This is a genomic window from Streptococcus sp. HMSC065C01, from assembly GCF_001813525.1.
Classification (GTDB): Bacteria; Bacillota; Bacilli; order Lactobacillales; family Streptococcaceae; genus Streptococcus; species Streptococcus parasanguinis_V.
The window spans coordinates 208,383-223,860 of sequence record NZ_KV812859.1 but is presented as its reverse complement, the minus strand read 5'-3'; the positions used below and the strand labels follow the sequence as shown (position 1 = coordinate 223,860).

The 15,478-nt window shown below is 43.8% G+C and carries 11 protein-coding genes; 6 read left to right on the top strand and 5 right to left on the bottom strand.

The genetic code is table 11. The annotated features are described in order from the left end of the window. Positions 1-312: 312 nt before the first annotated feature. Together HMPREF2918_RS09660 and HMPREF2918_RS09655 are read left to right on the top strand one after the other, a co-directional pair. Entirely contained in the window at positions 313-4,701 is a 4,389-nt protein-coding gene (locus HMPREF2918_RS09660; RefSeq protein ID WP_070595434.1) for an SGO_0316/SGO_0317 family LPXTG-anchored serine peptidase, read from the top strand. Between the two features lie 85 nt (positions 4,702-4,786). Then, entirely contained in the window at positions 4,787-9,283 is a 4,497-nt protein-coding gene (locus HMPREF2918_RS09655) for an SGO_0316/SGO_0317 family LPXTG-anchored serine peptidase (RefSeq protein WP_070595432.1), read from the top strand. 66 nt (positions 9,284-9,349) lie between these two features. On the opposite strand, the gene HMPREF2918_RS09650 is transcribed toward HMPREF2918_RS09655, so the two are convergent. The 3 genes from HMPREF2918_RS09650 to HMPREF2918_RS09640 are packed head-to-tail and all read right to left on the bottom strand — an operon-like array spanning position 9,350 to position 11,679. Further along, the gene (locus tag HMPREF2918_RS09650; protein WP_070589696.1) at positions 9,350-9,757 is read right to left on the bottom strand and encodes a hypothetical protein; all 408 of its coding nucleotides are present in this window, start codon (positions 9,755-9,757) and stop codon (positions 9,350-9,352) included. Beyond that, the gene (locus HMPREF2918_RS09645) at positions 9,738-10,640 is read right to left on the bottom strand and encodes a phosphodiester glycosidase family protein (protein WP_070588705.1); all 903 of its coding nucleotides are present in this window, start codon (positions 10,638-10,640) and stop codon (positions 9,738-9,740) included. Before HMPREF2918_RS09645 ends, HMPREF2918_RS09650 begins: the two co-directional genes overlap by 20 nt. Next, entirely contained in the window at positions 10,627-11,679 is a 1,053-nt protein-coding gene (locus tag HMPREF2918_RS09640; RefSeq protein WP_070595431.1) for a bifunctional glycosyltransferase family 2/GtrA family protein, read from the bottom strand. Before HMPREF2918_RS09640 ends, HMPREF2918_RS09645 begins: the two co-directional genes overlap by 14 nt. Before the next feature lie 303 nt (positions 11,680-11,982). On the opposite strand from HMPREF2918_RS09640, the gene rpsF reads away from it, so the two are divergent. The 4 genes from rpsF to HMPREF2918_RS09620 all read left to right on the top strand — a co-directional run bounded on the left by rpsF (position 11,983) and on the right by HMPREF2918_RS09620 (position 13,750). Next, positions 11,983-12,273 carry a 30S ribosomal protein S6 gene (gene rpsF, locus HMPREF2918_RS09635; RefSeq protein ID WP_003005040.1) on the top strand — a complete coding sequence of 97 codons (291 nt, stop codon included), beginning with the start codon at positions 11,983-11,985 and terminating at the stop codon, positions 12,271-12,273. Positions 12,274-12,293: 20 nt separating this feature from the next. Further along, complete coding sequence (locus HMPREF2918_RS09630; RefSeq protein ID WP_003008622.1) at positions 12,294-12,791, top strand: single-stranded DNA-binding protein; 498 nt, start codon at positions 12,294-12,296, stop codon at positions 12,789-12,791. 41 nt (positions 12,792-12,832) lie between these two features. After that, positions 12,833-13,072, top strand: a complete 240-nt coding sequence (gene rpsR, locus HMPREF2918_RS09625) for a 30S ribosomal protein S18 (protein WP_000068664.1) — start codon at positions 12,833-12,835, stop codon at positions 13,070-13,072. A 156-nt stretch (positions 13,073-13,228) separates the two neighbouring features. Further along, complete coding sequence (locus HMPREF2918_RS09620; protein WP_070595429.1) at positions 13,229-13,750, top strand: GNAT family N-acetyltransferase; 522 nt, start codon at positions 13,229-13,231, stop codon at positions 13,748-13,750. Positions 13,751-13,784: 34 nt separating this feature from the next. On the opposite strand, the gene HMPREF2918_RS09615 is transcribed toward HMPREF2918_RS09620, so the two are convergent. Together HMPREF2918_RS09615 and HMPREF2918_RS09610 are read right to left on the bottom strand one after the other, a co-directional pair. After that, positions 13,785-14,462, bottom strand: a complete 678-nt coding sequence (locus HMPREF2918_RS09615; protein ID WP_031576885.1) for a DUF1129 domain-containing protein — start codon at positions 14,460-14,462, stop codon at positions 13,785-13,787. A gap of 28 nt (positions 14,463-14,490) precedes the next feature. Beyond that, positions 14,491-15,435: a magnesium transporter CorA family protein gene (locus tag HMPREF2918_RS09610; protein ID WP_031576884.1), complete on the bottom strand. Its 945-nt coding sequence runs from the start codon at positions 15,433-15,435 to the stop codon at positions 14,491-14,493. Positions 15,436-15,478 lie beyond the last annotated feature (43 nt).

Below are 15,478 nucleotides of genomic sequence, written 5' to 3'. Positions count from 1 at the left end.
GAATTGGCTTCAACCGTCCTTAGCCTCTTTGGTATGACCTCATTAGCTTTAGCAGGCTTTGTAGCTAGCAAAAAACGTGAAGGTTAAGAGAAAAAGAGACTAGCAATAGGGTCAAAAAATTCTCGATAAAAAGAATCAGGAGCTCCCAACAGGGAGCTTCTTTTTTATTTATGGGTGGAATTTTCAGAAGAATCAATCATTTATTATACCTTAGGAATTTTACTATAATTTATTGACTTTGATAGAGAGAAGAGCTAAAATGGAAGCAAGCAACCGCTTACAAATATAATAATGACATAGGAGGTCATGTAGATGAGAAGTGAAAGGCAACAACGGTTTTCTTTCCGTAAATATGCAGTCGGTTTGGTATCGGTACTTGTCGGATGCCTTTTTTGTGGTGCGACTGTTTTGGCTGAGGAGCAGGAAGGGCAACTGAATACTCCTGCTATCGTAGCAAAAGAAGAAAGTCAGGCAGTGAATCCGACAGCTGGTCAGGACAAAGACTCAGCTGCAGCTCTTCCAACTGATAAAGTCAATATTGAAACTTCTTCACAAGAGCAACCCATACCTGATAAAACTCCTGAGATAGCCCCTTCACAGACTCCAACAAAACCGGTCTCGGATCCTATACCTGAAAAAGAAGCTGTTGAAAAGAAAGAGCAGCAGGATCAATCTATTCCAGAAGCGAATCCAGTAGAAAATAAAGAAAGTACTTCAGAAACTGTGGCAGATGAAGCCCCTGTTCAGGCCTTGGTACGCTTGGAGACGAAGAAGCAAGAGACGGCAACGTCTCCAAGTATTGCAGAGCAGATCCAGAATAATGCTCCAATCAAGGAAACTGTATTAAATGAATTGAAGGAAAAAGGAATTCAGTACAAAAAATTGGCAGATTTTGATTTGGTTTTTAATGGATTCGTTTTAGAAACCAAGTACAAGGATGCTTTGAAGATTCGGCAACTCGCACGTGTTGAAAAGGTGGAAATTACCCCATTGACGGCTAGAACGGATGGAGAGCCTAGCTCAAATAAGCAGAACACCCTTCTTCCTACAAAGGTGAGCGATGAGAATGAATTGATCAATCTGCAACCCCTTTGGGATAAAGGAATCAAGGGCCAAGGTCGGGTGGTAGCCGTTTTAGATACAGGCCTTGACGTCCACCATAATTTCTTTAGTTTAACCGATAAAAGCAAAGCCAAATACCAGAATAAAGAGCAGATGGAAGCGGCAATGAAAAAGGCAGGCATTACTTATGGGAAATGGTACAACGATAAGGTGGTCTATGCCTACAATTACTCTGATATGAACGATGAGATTCGAGAAGATGATCCGCGTTCACATGGGACCCACGTGGCAGGGTCGGCTGTGGGGAATGCGACAAAACCAGTCCCAACTGGTGAATATTTAAAAGGCGTCGCACCCGAAGCTCAGCTTATCTTTATGCGTGTTTTCTCTGATAAGAAAGGAATGACGGAACAAGGATTTATCGTAGCCAAAGCAGTTGAGGATGCGGTTAAACTAGGTGCAGATACCATCAATATGAGTTTTGGTGGGGTCAATGGGTCTGAAGCAGACACTAATCCCTTAACTCGTCAAGCCTTTGAATTCGCTCGTAAATCCGGTGTTGTTATCAATGCCGCAGCAGGAAACTATGCTGTAAGTGGTTATTGGCAGGCCAAACCAAAAGCAGATGCTCCAGATACAGGAACGATCGATGAACCCTCCATTGAAGATGGGGTTCTTGCCATTGGCGCCTTCAATAATAATATCAATCACGAAACGACCATTCGCCTTGAAATCCCAGCTTTAAAGGATAAAAAAGAATTCCAAAACGGCTTGGTCGATTTACCCGTTTATCGGTTGATCTTCCCAGTAGAAGGTCCTCAAACATATGTTTCAGTACCAAAAGGCGGAGAAGACACTTATCGAAATGCTGCTGTAAAAGACAAAATTGCCTTGGTTGAAAGTGGTGGCGATGTAACGGATGAAGATAAGGTCAACGCCCTCAGACAAGCTGGAGCAAAAGGGGTCCTCGTTTATCAAAATGAGGAACAAGGAGATACTCTTCAAAATCTTTCCATGGGGTATTGGGGATCCTTCTATCCTGTCAGTGTACTTGGTCATTCTATCGGAAAAGAGCTAGCTTCTCATGCTGGAGAGTACAAGCTAACTTTCCATCAAGAAGTTAAGAAAGTACCCTATAGTGAAGCAAACAAGATGCTCTTCTTTACTGGTTGGGGGCTTTCTGCTGAAGGAAAACTCAAGCCAGATGTTACCCTTCCTGGGGGAATGGTTTATTCAGCGATTCCAGATGGTTCCTATGATATGGATGCAGGTACGAGTATGGCGACACCTCATGCGGCAGGGGCGACAGCCTTGATTAAGCAAGCCTTAGAACAACGATTCCCAAATTATAGCCCAGAGCAAATCCATACGCTTTTGCGACAATTAGTCATGAGTACAGCCAAACCTCATTTTGATCAGGAAAGCAAGAGCTACTCCTCTGTCCGCCAACAAGGATCTGGTCTTATGGATGCTGCAGCTGCAGCCTTTGGCGATGTCTTTGTAACAGGTGGGAAAGGAACAACTAGCAGTCTGACTCTTGGCAATGTCAAGGATTCCTTCACATTTGATGTCACTGTGCATAATCTTAGTTCAGAAGCAAAAGAATTTACTTACCATACGGTCGTTAATACGGATCAAGTGGAAAATGGACGTATTACCTTGAAGATGCGCCAACTACTGGATCAAGAAGGCGAAAAAACCATTTATGTACCAGCTATGGGAAGTGTGACGGTTCCGATTTCTGTGAATACTAGTAACTATACAAGTGAGCTCACCAATCAAATGAAAAACGGTTACTTTTTAGAAGGTTTTGTCTTCTTTAAAGATGCCAAAACCAAGAAAGAATTAGTGAGTCTTCCATATATTGGTTTTAAAGGGAACTATCAAGATTTACCAGGAATTGAAAAACCTATCTATGCCTTCACTGGGGATGAAAAACCATTCTATTATTACGCAAATGAAAAAGCGGAACACCCTGAAAAAGACTCAGGAGATCACTTTACAGCCTTGGTCAGCACTATTTGGCGCGGGGGCAAAGAAGTACAGGTTGTCCTGGGAGAAAAAGATGGGCATTACGATGGAAATCAGCTCGTCTTCTCGCCAAATGATGATGGATCCTATGATAGTGTCAAACTCAATGCAGTGGTCTTAAGAAATGTGGACAATATTCACCTGACAGTTTATCGTGCGGATGATATCAAGAGAGAACATCCAATTTTTGAAAAAGGCAATGAGAGCCAGAAAAAATCAGATTATGGCTGGCGGATCAACGATCGTAGTAAGATTCTTTATGCGACACAGTGGGCAGGCAAGGACAATAACAATCAGCTTGTTCCAGATGGGGACTATCAATATGTAGTCACTTATCGTCCAAGCACACCTGGTGCCAAACCTCAAGAGATTGTCTTAAAGGTCAAGGTCGATAAGCAAGTGCCACAATTGGCTAACACCAAGGATCTGTATGATCCAACAACGCGCCTCTTTAAGCCAGGTGAGATTGTTGAAACGGGTAGTGGGCTAGCTGGTAAATACCTCTCCTACCAAAAAGATGGTCAGGAAGTAGAAATCACTCCAAACGAAGATGGAACCTATCTCATCCCTGAAGGAGTCGATCTAAAAACAGTGCGTTTCTATATTTGGGATCAGGTCAATAATACCAATACCTTGACTTTGGATGGAAAGACTGTCTCGGAAGAAAGTACGACTGAAAAAGCCGGAACAGAGGATGCAAGTCCAACACATGAAACTAGTGAAGCTACAGTCGGCCGTTTAGAAGTACAAATTGTCAATGAAAAAGGAGAGGCGACCAATCAATATCCAGAAATGATGCGTTACCAAGTGTTTGACAGCAAAGGAAATCGGATTGATAAGGAATTTAATATTTATTATGAAGATCCACTACCAACTCTTCCATTTGGAACCTATACTGTAAAAGTCGTCGGTCAAGACCAAAATTACTCTTGGGCTTCTCCAACAACGGTAACAGTTGAATTGAGCAAAGAGCATCCAGAAGGTGTGGTCAAATTTGTCTACCACTATATCGACAAAAATCGCTTTGATCTCGTCTTTGATAAAGAACTTCCAAACGGCACCCGCGTCTTTGCCATCGATAAAAAGACCGGTCAGAAAGTGGAGTTGGATCAAACTCTTTATGAACCGAAGACCTTTGAAAAGATTCTGGTGAATGGAGACTATCAGATCCATATTGATCTACCAAAAGGTTATCGTGCAGTGGAAAACGACTTCTTCTATACAGTTGGTGAGCGTATCAATCGTTACTTGACCAGTTTTATCGAAGTTTCAGATGACCAGGTAGAAGATCCAATTATCCCATCTTCTTCTATTCCATCTCCTCAACCGTCAACGATGACGCAAGAAGGTGAAAAAGGAAAACAACCGGCTGTAATCGATAGCCATCCAATAGTCGCGAAAAAGACAGATATCCGTCCAATGTTCCAGAAAGATCTTGAAAGAGTATCAGAAATGGATCCGTCGACTAAAGAGGTCTCAAGTCAATCATCACCTTCTCTTCCAAATACAGGACAAGAAAATGAACAAACAGGGATGGTAGGTTTGATGGTTCTTCTTCTCACTTTTGGTGCTATCCGCTTGAAGAAAAATCGTCCAGATCAAGGATAATCTTCTATTAGTTTAGTTGCAAGAATAAAATAAGGGTTAAGGTAGTGTGAAGCTACCTTAACCTAGTGTGTAAAAAGGAGTTTTTATGGAATTTCATCGACAACAGCGTTTTTCCATTCGTAAATACGCAATTGGAGTCGCTTCTGTTTTGATTGGTACCTTTCTAATGGGTTCAGCCGTTTCAGCTGATACGATCGTACCAACACCCTCTGTCGTAGAGCCTTCTGTAGTGGTGCCAGAAACCGCAGCAACAGATGAGAAAACAGCAGAACCGATTCCGGCTACCAAGGACAGTATGCCCACTTCAGTTATAGAAGATACTGCTTCTAAAAACCTTGCTACAGCTGAGATTGAGAGTAAGGAAAAGACAAATCAGTCTCTACCTTCATCTTCAATCGATACAAGCAGTTCGGCTACAAATCAAGTAGAAGCAGAGAAGGCTTCGCCTTCTGTTGCGGAAGCGCCAAAAGAAAATGGGGTTGCTACTCCAATTACGACTTCTATTGAGCCAGTAAAGGAAAATTTAGAAGAAACAAGCCCAGTTGAGGTGCTGGTTCGCTTGAAAGAAAAGGTTTCTGAGGGCATTGGAGAAGTATCTCCGACTTCAAAAGAAACTCGCATCGAAAAAACCAATCAGGATCATGAACAGTTTTTGAAAGAGCTCGAAAAGCAATCCATTCAATTTAAAAAATTATATGACTTTAATCTGCTTTTTAACGGCTTGGCTCTAGAGACGACTTATGGAGATGCTAAAAAGATTCGGGGACTAGCGCGTGTAGACGCTGTAGATTATGCTCCACTTGGTCGGACCAGAGTGGCGGAAACACAGCCTACACCTACATCACCGACTTCAACTACGACCAAGGTCAGTGAAGAAAATAGTCTGATCAATTTACAACCCCTCTGGGATAAGGGAATCAAGGGTCAAGGGCAGGTAGTTGCGATCATTGATTCCGGTGTGGACCCTGCTCATGATGTTTTTCGTCTGACAGATATCAGTAAGGCCAAGTACAAGAGTGAAGCGGAAATTGAAGAGGCTAAGAAAAAAGCGGGGATCACTTACGGCAAATGGTACAACAATAAAATTGTCTACATTCATAACTACAGTGATATGGACGACAATGTCAAAGAAGACGATCCAATTTCACACGGGGCTCACGTAGCAGGAACTGCTGTGGGAAACGCTTCTCAACCTTCTCCAAATGGTGAAATTATCCGTGGTGTTGCTCCAGAAGCCCAACTGATGTTTCTACGTGTTTTCTCAGATACCAAGGGAGGTCAAGTTCAAAATTTCATCTACACTAAAGCGGTAGAAGATGCGGTCAAATTAGGGGCGGATTCCATCAATATGAGTTTGGGAACAGCTTCAGGCTCTGTTTATGATGTTGGAGAGATCACTCGCCAGGCCTTTGATACAGCAAGAAAGGCGGGAGTAACCATTACAGTCGCTTCTACCAATATGGCGACCAATGGCTTCTGGCACAGCAAGCCACTGGCCACCACACCAGATTACGGAATGACAGGGACGCCTTCCGTCAATCCAAATGTCATCTCAGTCGCGTCTATTAATAGTCTAACCAAGCATGAGTCGACAGAAGCAAGTTTGACCGTAGATGCATTAAAAGATTCAAAAGACTTCCCAGAGGGCAAGATTCCGATGCATTCCTTTGTAGAACGTGACGCCTTTCGGACAACCATCTCTCAAAGCTATCTCCATGTGGAAAAGGGAGGGATCGACCACTACCAAGCTGATAGTATCAATGGGCACTTAGTCCTTACGGAGCGAGGTGGCGAAGTTTCGGATGTGGATAAGGTCAAAGAGCTGAAAAGAGCTGGTGCTACAGGGGTGATCTTCTACCAGACTAAAGAGCAGGGCAATAATCCTGTAAGCTTTGACTTAGAAGGACTGGGGGAACGATTCCCAGTTGGGGTTATTGGCCACGCTGCTGGACTTGTTTTGGCTCAACATGCCAATGATTACCAGCTCCATATTGCCAATAAATTCAAACGTGTGCCTTACGATGCAGCCAATCAACTATCTGACTTCTCCTCTTGGGGGCTATCAGCTGATGGGGATCTCAAACCGGATGTCACCCTTCCAGGAGGAATGATCTACTCATCTGTTAATAATGGGGAGTACTATATGGATAGGGGAACCAGCATGGCCTCTCCTCATGCTGCGGGAGCCACTGTACTGGTGAAACAAGCCTTGAAGGAGCGCTTCCCTCATCTTAGCCCAGAACAACTACAGGTTCTAGTCAAACAAATGACTATGAGTACAGCGATCCCTCATGTAGATGAGGAAACGCATGCCTATTCCTCTGTTCGTCAGCAAGGAGCGGGGGTTATGGATGTCACAGCTGCGGCACTAGGTGATCTCTATGTGACGGCAAAAGATGCTAAAAGTAGCCTGACACTTGGCAATGTCACAGATACCTTTGAATTTGATGTGACCATCCACAATCTTTCCAATCAAGATAAGTCTGTTCGATATGAAACCACTCTTCAGACAGATCAAGTTCAAGATGGCAAATTCACCCTCCATCCTCGTCTATTAGAAACTTTAGACGGTAAGGAAACGGTCACTATCCCAGCCAATGGTCAGCGGACCATCCACGTAGCAGTTGATGCAAGCAAGTACAAGGAAGAGCTCAGCAAGCAAATGCCAAATGGTTATTTCTTAGAAGGTTTTGTACTGGTTAAAGATGCCAGCACCCAAAAACATCTGGTCAGCCTCCCTTATGTTGGTTTCCATGGGGATTACCAAAATCTGCGTGGCATTGAAAAGCCTATCTACGAATATACAGGTAGCGACAAGCCGTTTTACTACTACAAGGATAAGACCGATTATCCAGATGAAAAAGTCCCAGAAACTCCAGAGCGTCATCCAGACAATCACTTTACCTCTTTGATTAGTTATGTCTATGAAAATGGAGAGTCCGTAGCCAAAACTCTTGGTCAGGATGGGGATCGCTTTGACGGGGATCAACTCTACTTCTCTCCGAACAACGATTCCAGCTTTGATAGTGTCAAGGTAAAAGCCGTCATGCTTCGCAATGTTGAAAATGTACACCTATCAGTCTACAAGAAGGATGACACAGCTCGTGCTAATCCAATTTACGAGGTCGGAAATGAAGTACATCGTAAGACGGACTGGAGTTACCGGATTGGGAATCGCAGTGAAGAGTTTTATGAAATCTCTTGGGAAGGCTTGGACAAAGACGGCAAGCAATTACCAGATGGGGAATACCAATTTGTGATCACTTACCGTCCAACTGCTTCAGGGGCCAAGCAACAAGAGCTTAACTTCAAGGTTAAGATTGACAATACGGCTCCAAGCATCGAGTCTGGAAGTGCTCAGTACGATCCAGCAACACGGATTTTCCGACCAGGTAAGGTACTTGAAACCGGTAGTGGTTTAGCAGGGACTTATCTGTCCTACGTCAAAGATGGGGAAACAGTGGCCTTGGAACCCCAAGAGGATGGTAGCTATCTTCTTCCAGAAGGAGTGGACCCTTCTACTGTTCGTTATACCATCTGGGATAAGGTCTACAATACCACTGAGATGGACATTGAAGGAAAGAAAGTAGAGGCAACGACTCCGACGAATGAAACCAGTTCAGATGAACAACCAAGTGAGACAGAGTCTGAAAAACCGAAGGCTGAAAAGGGTACCCTAGAAGTCGTCTTCACAGATAGCAGTGGCGAAGTCATTTCTTATTATCCATCCGTCGTTCGTTACCAAGTGGTGGACGACCAAGGACGTGTAGTGGAAGGAGAGTTCAATGCTTCCTATAATGGTGGCACCTTCCCAGACTTGCCTTTTGGTACTTATACAGCCAAGATCACCCTATCTGATTACCATTATGATTGGGGAACAGAGCTGGTGAAAAAGGTGACCGTTTCACCTGAGAATCCACATCCAAAAGTAACCTTTGCCTTCCATTATTTAGATGAAAATAAATTGACCATTGGATTTGATCAGCCAGTCCCAGCCGGAACGGTTGTAAAAGTGGTAGGGAATGACGGTATCAGCCGACTTCTCCCACAAAGCATCTATGATCTTCTGCGCTTTGAGACGATGCTGATGAACGGTTCCTATCGTGTCCATGTCGATCTCCCGGCAGGCTATCATGTTGCGGAAAATGATTTCCTTTATGAAGTGAGCAATCGGATCAACTACCATCTTCTTTCTTTGGTCAAAGACGTTATCAAGCCAAACCCAGAGGTACACAGTGGAGCGATTGTAGAACCATGGATTCAACCAGAAAATCCGACACTAGTGATAGATGAAGTGCCAAGTCGTCAATCAGAAATCCCAGTGACCCCAGACCAACTAGTAGTATCCGAAACTCCAGTAACTCCAGCTCAACCAGCTGCAAGCGAAACAAAAGAAGTGGCAACAAACAAACCAGTCGCTGTCACTTATCATACGGGTGGTCAAGCTGAAGTAGTTGCTACACAAGCAACTGGTCTTCCAAAAACAGGTCAAGATGAATTGGCTTCAACCGTCCTTAGCCTCTTTGGCATGACCTCACTAGCTTTAGCAGGATTTGTAGCCAGCAAAAAACGTGAAGGCTAAGTTCTTCATCCGTTAAGTTACCCTAAAAAACGTCCGTTCTTTTAAGAAACGGACGTTTTTGATATCTTAGGCTGTTTTTTCCACCCAGACACTGCGGACAAAGAAGAGGCTGATCAGAGCTAGTGCTAGAAAGGCAACTCCAAGGTAATAATAGGGTTGATCCATTGTGGTAGATCGACCAGAGAGGTTGACAATCCCTCGGTAGAGGGCCCCGGCTGTGAGCGTAGCTACTCCTGAATTCCAAAGATTGAGACTCAGTCGAGAGAAGCCTTTCACCATCAACTGTAGAGCCACTAGTAGGGCGCCACCGATCAAAGGAATCAAGAAGAGGTAGTGCATGAAGGCGGAGGTTTCGCCAAAACTAAAGTGTTCGTAAATGCGACTTCCAACGAAGAAGAAAGCTGAAATCAGAGTGTACCAGAGAATCGTTTTTTTAAACCGTTGTTTAATAGGATTAGTAACCGATGTAGACAATGTCACTCACCGCCCTTTCTGAGATAGTACCATTTGTTGTTGGTTTGTTAATAACTTGGCCATTGAAGTAAAGGGTAGAAGATCCACCCCCATCCAGGTTGTAGGCTGTTTTAACGCCATAAGACTTCATCACTTCTGCTAATTGGTAGAGAGACAGGCCTTCACTTTCTGAAGTCCGTCCGTCTGACACGACGATAATGTAGTGGTTTTCATCGATGATCCCAATCGCTGTCCGTGGGTTGGATGCCATAGATTGCCCAACCTCTGAGTTGGTATCGACAGTAATTTCTCCATTTTCAACTAAGGAAGGACCGAAAGCGAGGAGATTGACGACCCCGTCCTTGACCAATTGATCTGCAGAGATCTCGTCTTCGTAGATAATTTTGAAGGATCCATCCTTGTAAATGGCTAGGTCACCATTGCTTGCATCTTCCCGAACGGTATCGCGGTAGACCACTCCATTTCGGATGACGTATCCTGTACTGTTAGCCCCGTAATAGTCACCATTCACTGCTAGAATGGCACTGTTGTTGGCGGCTGTGACAGAGGTCTTAGCAGTCACGTTGGTTCCGTAAGTGTTTTGTGCAAAGGCTGTTTTGAGGTAGTCAGATGAGCTGACTGTGATATCTGCAATGTAAACCTGGGTATTTTCAACCGTTTTTTCTGTTAGGTTCACCTGGATATTGTCATCTGAATAGCTAGTATCGGTCGTTGTAGCCGATGCAGCTGCTTTTTTGGCTGCCTTGGTGTCCGTAGTCGTAGCTTTTACGGTTTGGATGGCATCGGATAAGACAAAGGTCTTGAGCATCGAGTAGCTAAAACTGCTGGTCAAAAGAAGGCCAAAGCAGGCAGCATAGGTGTAGGATTTTTTAAAGAATTTCATGGTGGGGAGCAGTCCTTTCTTTGAAGATCACTTTTTTCTGGATCACCCATGAGACCAGAAAGAGGAGGAAGCCGACGACAATCTTACTGATCAGGAGATTGAGCCCGAAAGCAGTATAGAAGAGTCGAATCAAGAGCGTATCGAGAATAAAGAGGCCAAGAGCTAGACCAAAGTAGCCACTTCCAGTTTTAGCGACACTATCTTTATTCTTAAAGACCAGGTGCTTATTGGTCGAGTAGTTAAAGATGGAACTCGTCACACGAGCGATCCCATTCGCTAGGAGAATACGCAGACTAATGGGCACGGCCATCATCACGAAAAGGAAGAAGGCGTAGACCAGATAGTCAACGATAAAACTACTCAGAGAGGAGAGGGCAAACTTGAACATGTCCTTGTAGATCATGAGGCCATCTCGAATAGGTCGGAAATGGGAGCCTTCGTTGTCATTGATGTAGACCGTCTCGATGGGAACTTCCACGATGGGGAAGGATTTGCTTGCTGCGAGGAGTACATTCATTTCGTACTCATACCGTTGTCCCTCGATTTCTAACATAAAGGGGATCATGTTGGTTGTAAAGGCTCGAAGGCCAGTCTGCGTATCTGTCACAGCGACCCCTGTTTGTTGCTTAAACAAGAAACGAGTCAATTTATTTCCGAAAGCAGAACGCAAAGGAACTTTTCCAGAGAAGGCGCGTGCTCCTAGAATAAGTGTTCCAGGATGCTCTTGAGATTGGTTAACAACCCTGAAAATATCCCAAATTTTGTGCTGACCGTCTGCATCAGCTGTAACAATGCTTCCATAGGTGCCTCTTTCTAGGATGTAGGCATAAGCAGTCTTGAGTGCTTGTCCTTTTCCTTGGTTGTGCTCATGAGTCAGAACTGTCGCAAGACCCTCTAATTTGTCAAAGATCACTTTCTTGTCAGCGTCACTCCCATCGTCGATGACGATGATGTGGAGATCGCTCTTAGCGTGAACCAGGCGAACCAGTTTGACAAGATTCAGATCCGGTTGATAGGCGGGGATGATAATATAATTCATAATCGTTCCTCGTTTCTTGAGATTTGTTGTAGCTAGTATAAAGACTCAAGCTTAAAGCTAACTGATATCAGTTTTCTTTAAGGAAAGAGGAGAAAGAAGGGGAGGGGTTTCTTCTATAAAATGTCATTTTTTAGGACATTTCTTTCTTTTTTCTCGAAGGGGACGTCCAGAATCATTTTTCAAATCCTAAAGATAATTCTTGCCTTTGTTCGAAAAGTCTGGTATAATAGTTTCTTGTGAGTAAACCTCACTTACCCCTTGCAAAGACAGGGGGTCATTAGTCCAAAAGGAGGAACATTATCAATGGCTAAATACGAAATTCTTTATATTATTCGTCCAAACATTGAAGAAGAAGCTAAAAACGCTTTGGTAGCACGTTTCGATTCTATCTTGACTGACAACGGTGCAACTGTTGTTGAATCAAAAGATTGGGAAAAACGTCGTCTTGCATACGAAATCCAAGATTTCCGTGAAGGACTTTACCACATCGTAAACGTTGAAGCGAACGACGCTGTAGCTCTTAACGAGTTCGACCGTCTTTCAAAAATCAACGGTGACATTCTTCGTCACATGATCGTAAAAGTTGACGCGTAAGAAATCATCAGAGGTGACTTATGATTAACAATGTTGTACTTGTCGGTCGTATGACCCGTGATGCTGAACTTCGCTACACTCCAAGCAATCAAGCAGTTGCTACTTTCAGCCTAGCTGTCAACCGCAACTTCAAGAGTCAAAATGGAGAGCGCGAAGCCGATTTCATCAACTGTGTGATCTGGCGTCAGCAAGCAGAAAACTTAGCCAACTGGGCTAAGAAAGGTGCTTTGATTGGGATTACCGGTCGCATTCAAACACGTAATTACGAAAACCAGCAAGGTCAACGTGTTTATGTCACTGAAGTCGTAGCAGACAGCTTCCAACTATTGGAAAGCCGTGCAGCACGCGAAGGGCATGCAGGTGGTGGCTATTCATCAGGCAACGGTGGTTTTGCTGGAAATGCAACTCCAAGCTTTGGTGGATCTGAACCAAGCAATGCAGCGCCAAACTTTGGTCGTGAAGAAAATCCATTTGGAGCTAATCCAATGGATATCTCAGACGACGATCTTCCATTCTAAGAATGGGTTTAACGAATTAAAACTATAAAGGAGAATTAAACATGGCTCAACAACGTCGTGGCGGATTCAAACGCCGTAAAAAAGTTGATTACATCGCAGCAAACAAAATCGAATATGTCGATTACAAAGATACTGAGCTTCTTAGCCGTTTCGTTTCAGAACGTGGGAAAATCCTTCCTCGTCGTGTAACTGGAACTTCAGCGAAGAACCAACGTAAAGTAACAACAGCTATCAAACGCGCTCGCGTAATGGCTTTGATGCCTTTCGTAAACGAAGATTAAAAAAGAGGTCCGGGGGACCTCTTTTTCACGAGCTTGAAAACAAGAAAGCGAGTAAGACCCTGGTGGGTCTTTTTTTCAGGTCCGGTGGACCTCTTTGACCTTTCCCTAGCTCTAATCGTGTTATAATGTGGGAAGAAATGTATCAAGGAGGGAACTATGAAGGAAGGTGTAATCATCAGGAGGATGATAAAGGCAGATATTGAGCACATTTCTCAAGCCTTTATCCACCAAGGGTGGCCGGGTAGAAAGGATATCTTGACCAGCTATTTTCAGGATCAGGATAATGGAGAAAGGCACGTATTAGTAGCTGAGTCGGATGGATTTGTGGCAGGCTATATCACTATATTGCCTGCTGCCAAGCACGGCCCTTTCGTGGGAGTCTATCCTGAACTAACTGATTTTAATGTTTTTGAGCCATTTAGAAGTCGAGGAATTGGGAATCAACTCTTAGAAGAGGCGGAAAAAAGAGTCCGGCTACTATCAGAGATTGTTACTTTAGGGGTTGGTTTACACTCGGGTTATGGCCCAGCTCAAAGACTGTATGTTAAACGAGGCTATATCCCAGATGGATCTGGAATTTGGTTTAGGGATCGCCCCTTGGCCCCTTACAGTTCTTGTGAAAACAATGATGACTTAGTCCTCTATTTTTCAAAAAGGTTGAACAGGGAAATACAGTAAAACAAAAACGGATGAAAACTTCATCCGTTTCTTTTTAGCGTCGAGTTGCAGGTGCTGTGCTCGAACTTTTAATATTAAAGCGTTTCTTGAGGTAGAAGCGAAGGACAAGCGCTAGAGCTCCTAAAACGATGGCAAAAACATCTGGAATAGTTGGGTTGAGGACTTGTGGAAGTAATGAGGTAAAGGACAAGACGATGACCCAAAGGAACATGACGCCGACAAGAATCGGCATGGATTTCCAAAGAGAGGGACGCTCACTGCGATCTTTTGTGCCATCCATATACTGATAGAAGAAGTAGTACATGAGATACAAGAGCAGAGCACCTGTCAAACTTCCAAGGATCAAGGTGATCAAACCATAGCCAGTACGACGCGGTGCAACCAAGTTCATAAAGGCGCTAATCGCAGCAAAGACACCAAAGATAAAGAGGAAGGAATCCAAAATCATAAGGGAGGGAGCATCGTTTAATTTCGGATGCTCTTTTTCATAGCGTTCTTTCTCGCTGAAAGAATTCGCCCAAACAGTTGGAGCTCCAAAAAGAGTCCGTGCCGGAATCCCTTTTCCTTGGTTTTCATGGATAGCTGGAAGGATTTCTTGGATGAGGCTTTCTGCTTCTTCCTCTGATTTCCCGTTTTCAAGCAATTGGTGTTTGGCGATGCGGATAAATTCCTGGTTTTTCTTGCTGAGTTGATTCAAATCAAATTGAGACATAAATACTCCTTAGTGTTATTAGTAGGTGTTAGAACCATTTTTTATGGATGAGGTAGACGACGAGAGAACCGGTCAGGGCAAAAGCGATGAAAATGATCAGCCAAAAGGCATTTGGTTCTCCATTGAGCGGTAATTCATTGTCCTTGAAGTTCATCCCGTAAGCTGAGAAAATCATGGTTGGGATGGACATGACGATGGTTACCATGGCCAAGGTCTTCATGATGTTATTTTGGTTGTTGGAGATGATTGATGCGAAGGTATCGGTCATGGAGTGTAGGATATTTCCATAAATATCCGCCATCTCAATGGCCTGCTGGGTTTCGATCAAGGTATCTTCCAGCAGATCTTCGTCTTCTAAGTATTTCTTGATGTTACTAGTGGCGCTGGTCAATTTCTTGATCACGCGCTCATTGGTTTTCAGAGAGGCCTTAAAGTAGACGATGGTTTTTTCTAACTCCATCAACTCAATCAACTCTTCATTACGCGTTGATTTGTGCAATTGACTTTCAATCTGTTCACTCTTTCGATCCAGGGTACGAAGCGCAGACAAGTAGAGTTCGGCGTTACGATAGAGGATCTGAAAGATAAAGCGCGATCGCATAAAAGTATAGAAATTCCGCAAGCGTCGGTTGATAAAGATATCTAGAAGCGGCAATTTCTCCAAGCAAGTCGTGATAATAGCCTCTTCTGTCAGGATAATCCCTAGCGGAATCGTCACGTAGTAGGTCTGATTGTTCCGCTCTTCCTTGATGGGGACGTCGACGATGATCAAGGTATACTCATCTTCAATGGTCATACGAGACATTTCTTCCGCATCGAGTGGTGCCCGTAAGTCGGCAATATCGATGTTAAAAGCAGAGGCGATTTCCATCGATTCACTTTGGGAAGGATTGACAAGGTTGATCCAGCTACCAGGTTCCAGCGTCTCTATTTCCTTAAATTCAGTCGTTGTCGATAAAAAGACCTGTTTCATGGTGCCTCCCCTTGTTTCTTTACACCTTAACATTATATCAGAA

Coding starts and splice junctions, on each gene's coding strand:
- HMPREF2918_RS09630 (WP_003008622.1), top strand. CDS start 12,294: ATGATTAACAATGTTGTACTTGTCGGTCGTATGACCCGTGATGCTGAA.
- HMPREF2918_RS09660 (WP_070595434.1), top strand. CDS start 313: ATGAGAAGTGAAAGGCAACAACGGTTTTCTTTCCGTAAATATGCAGTC.
- HMPREF2918_RS09620 (WP_070595429.1), top strand. CDS start 13,229: ATGAAGGAAGGTGTAATCATCAGGAGGATGATAAAGGCAGATATTGAG.
- HMPREF2918_RS09615 (WP_031576885.1), bottom strand. CDS start 14,462: ATGTCTCAATTTGATTTGAATCAACTCAGCAAGAAAAACCAGGAATTT.
- HMPREF2918_RS09655 (WP_070595432.1), top strand. CDS start 4,787: ATGGAATTTCATCGACAACAGCGTTTTTCCATTCGTAAATACGCAATT.
- HMPREF2918_RS09645 (WP_070588705.1), bottom strand. CDS start 10,640: ATGAAATTCTTTAAAAAATCCTACACCTATGCTGCCTGCTTTGGCCTT.
- HMPREF2918_RS09610 (WP_031576884.1), bottom strand. CDS start 15,435: ATGAAACAGGTCTTTTTATCGACAACGACTGAATTTAAGGAAATAGAG.
- rpsR (WP_000068664.1), top strand. CDS start 12,833: ATGGCTCAACAACGTCGTGGCGGATTCAAACGCCGTAAAAAAGTTGAT.
- HMPREF2918_RS09640 (WP_070595431.1), bottom strand. CDS start 11,679: ATGAATTATATTATCATCCCCGCCTATCAACCGGATCTGAATCTTGTC.
- rpsF (WP_003005040.1), top strand. CDS start 11,983: ATGGCTAAATACGAAATTCTTTATATTATTCGTCCAAACATTGAAGAA.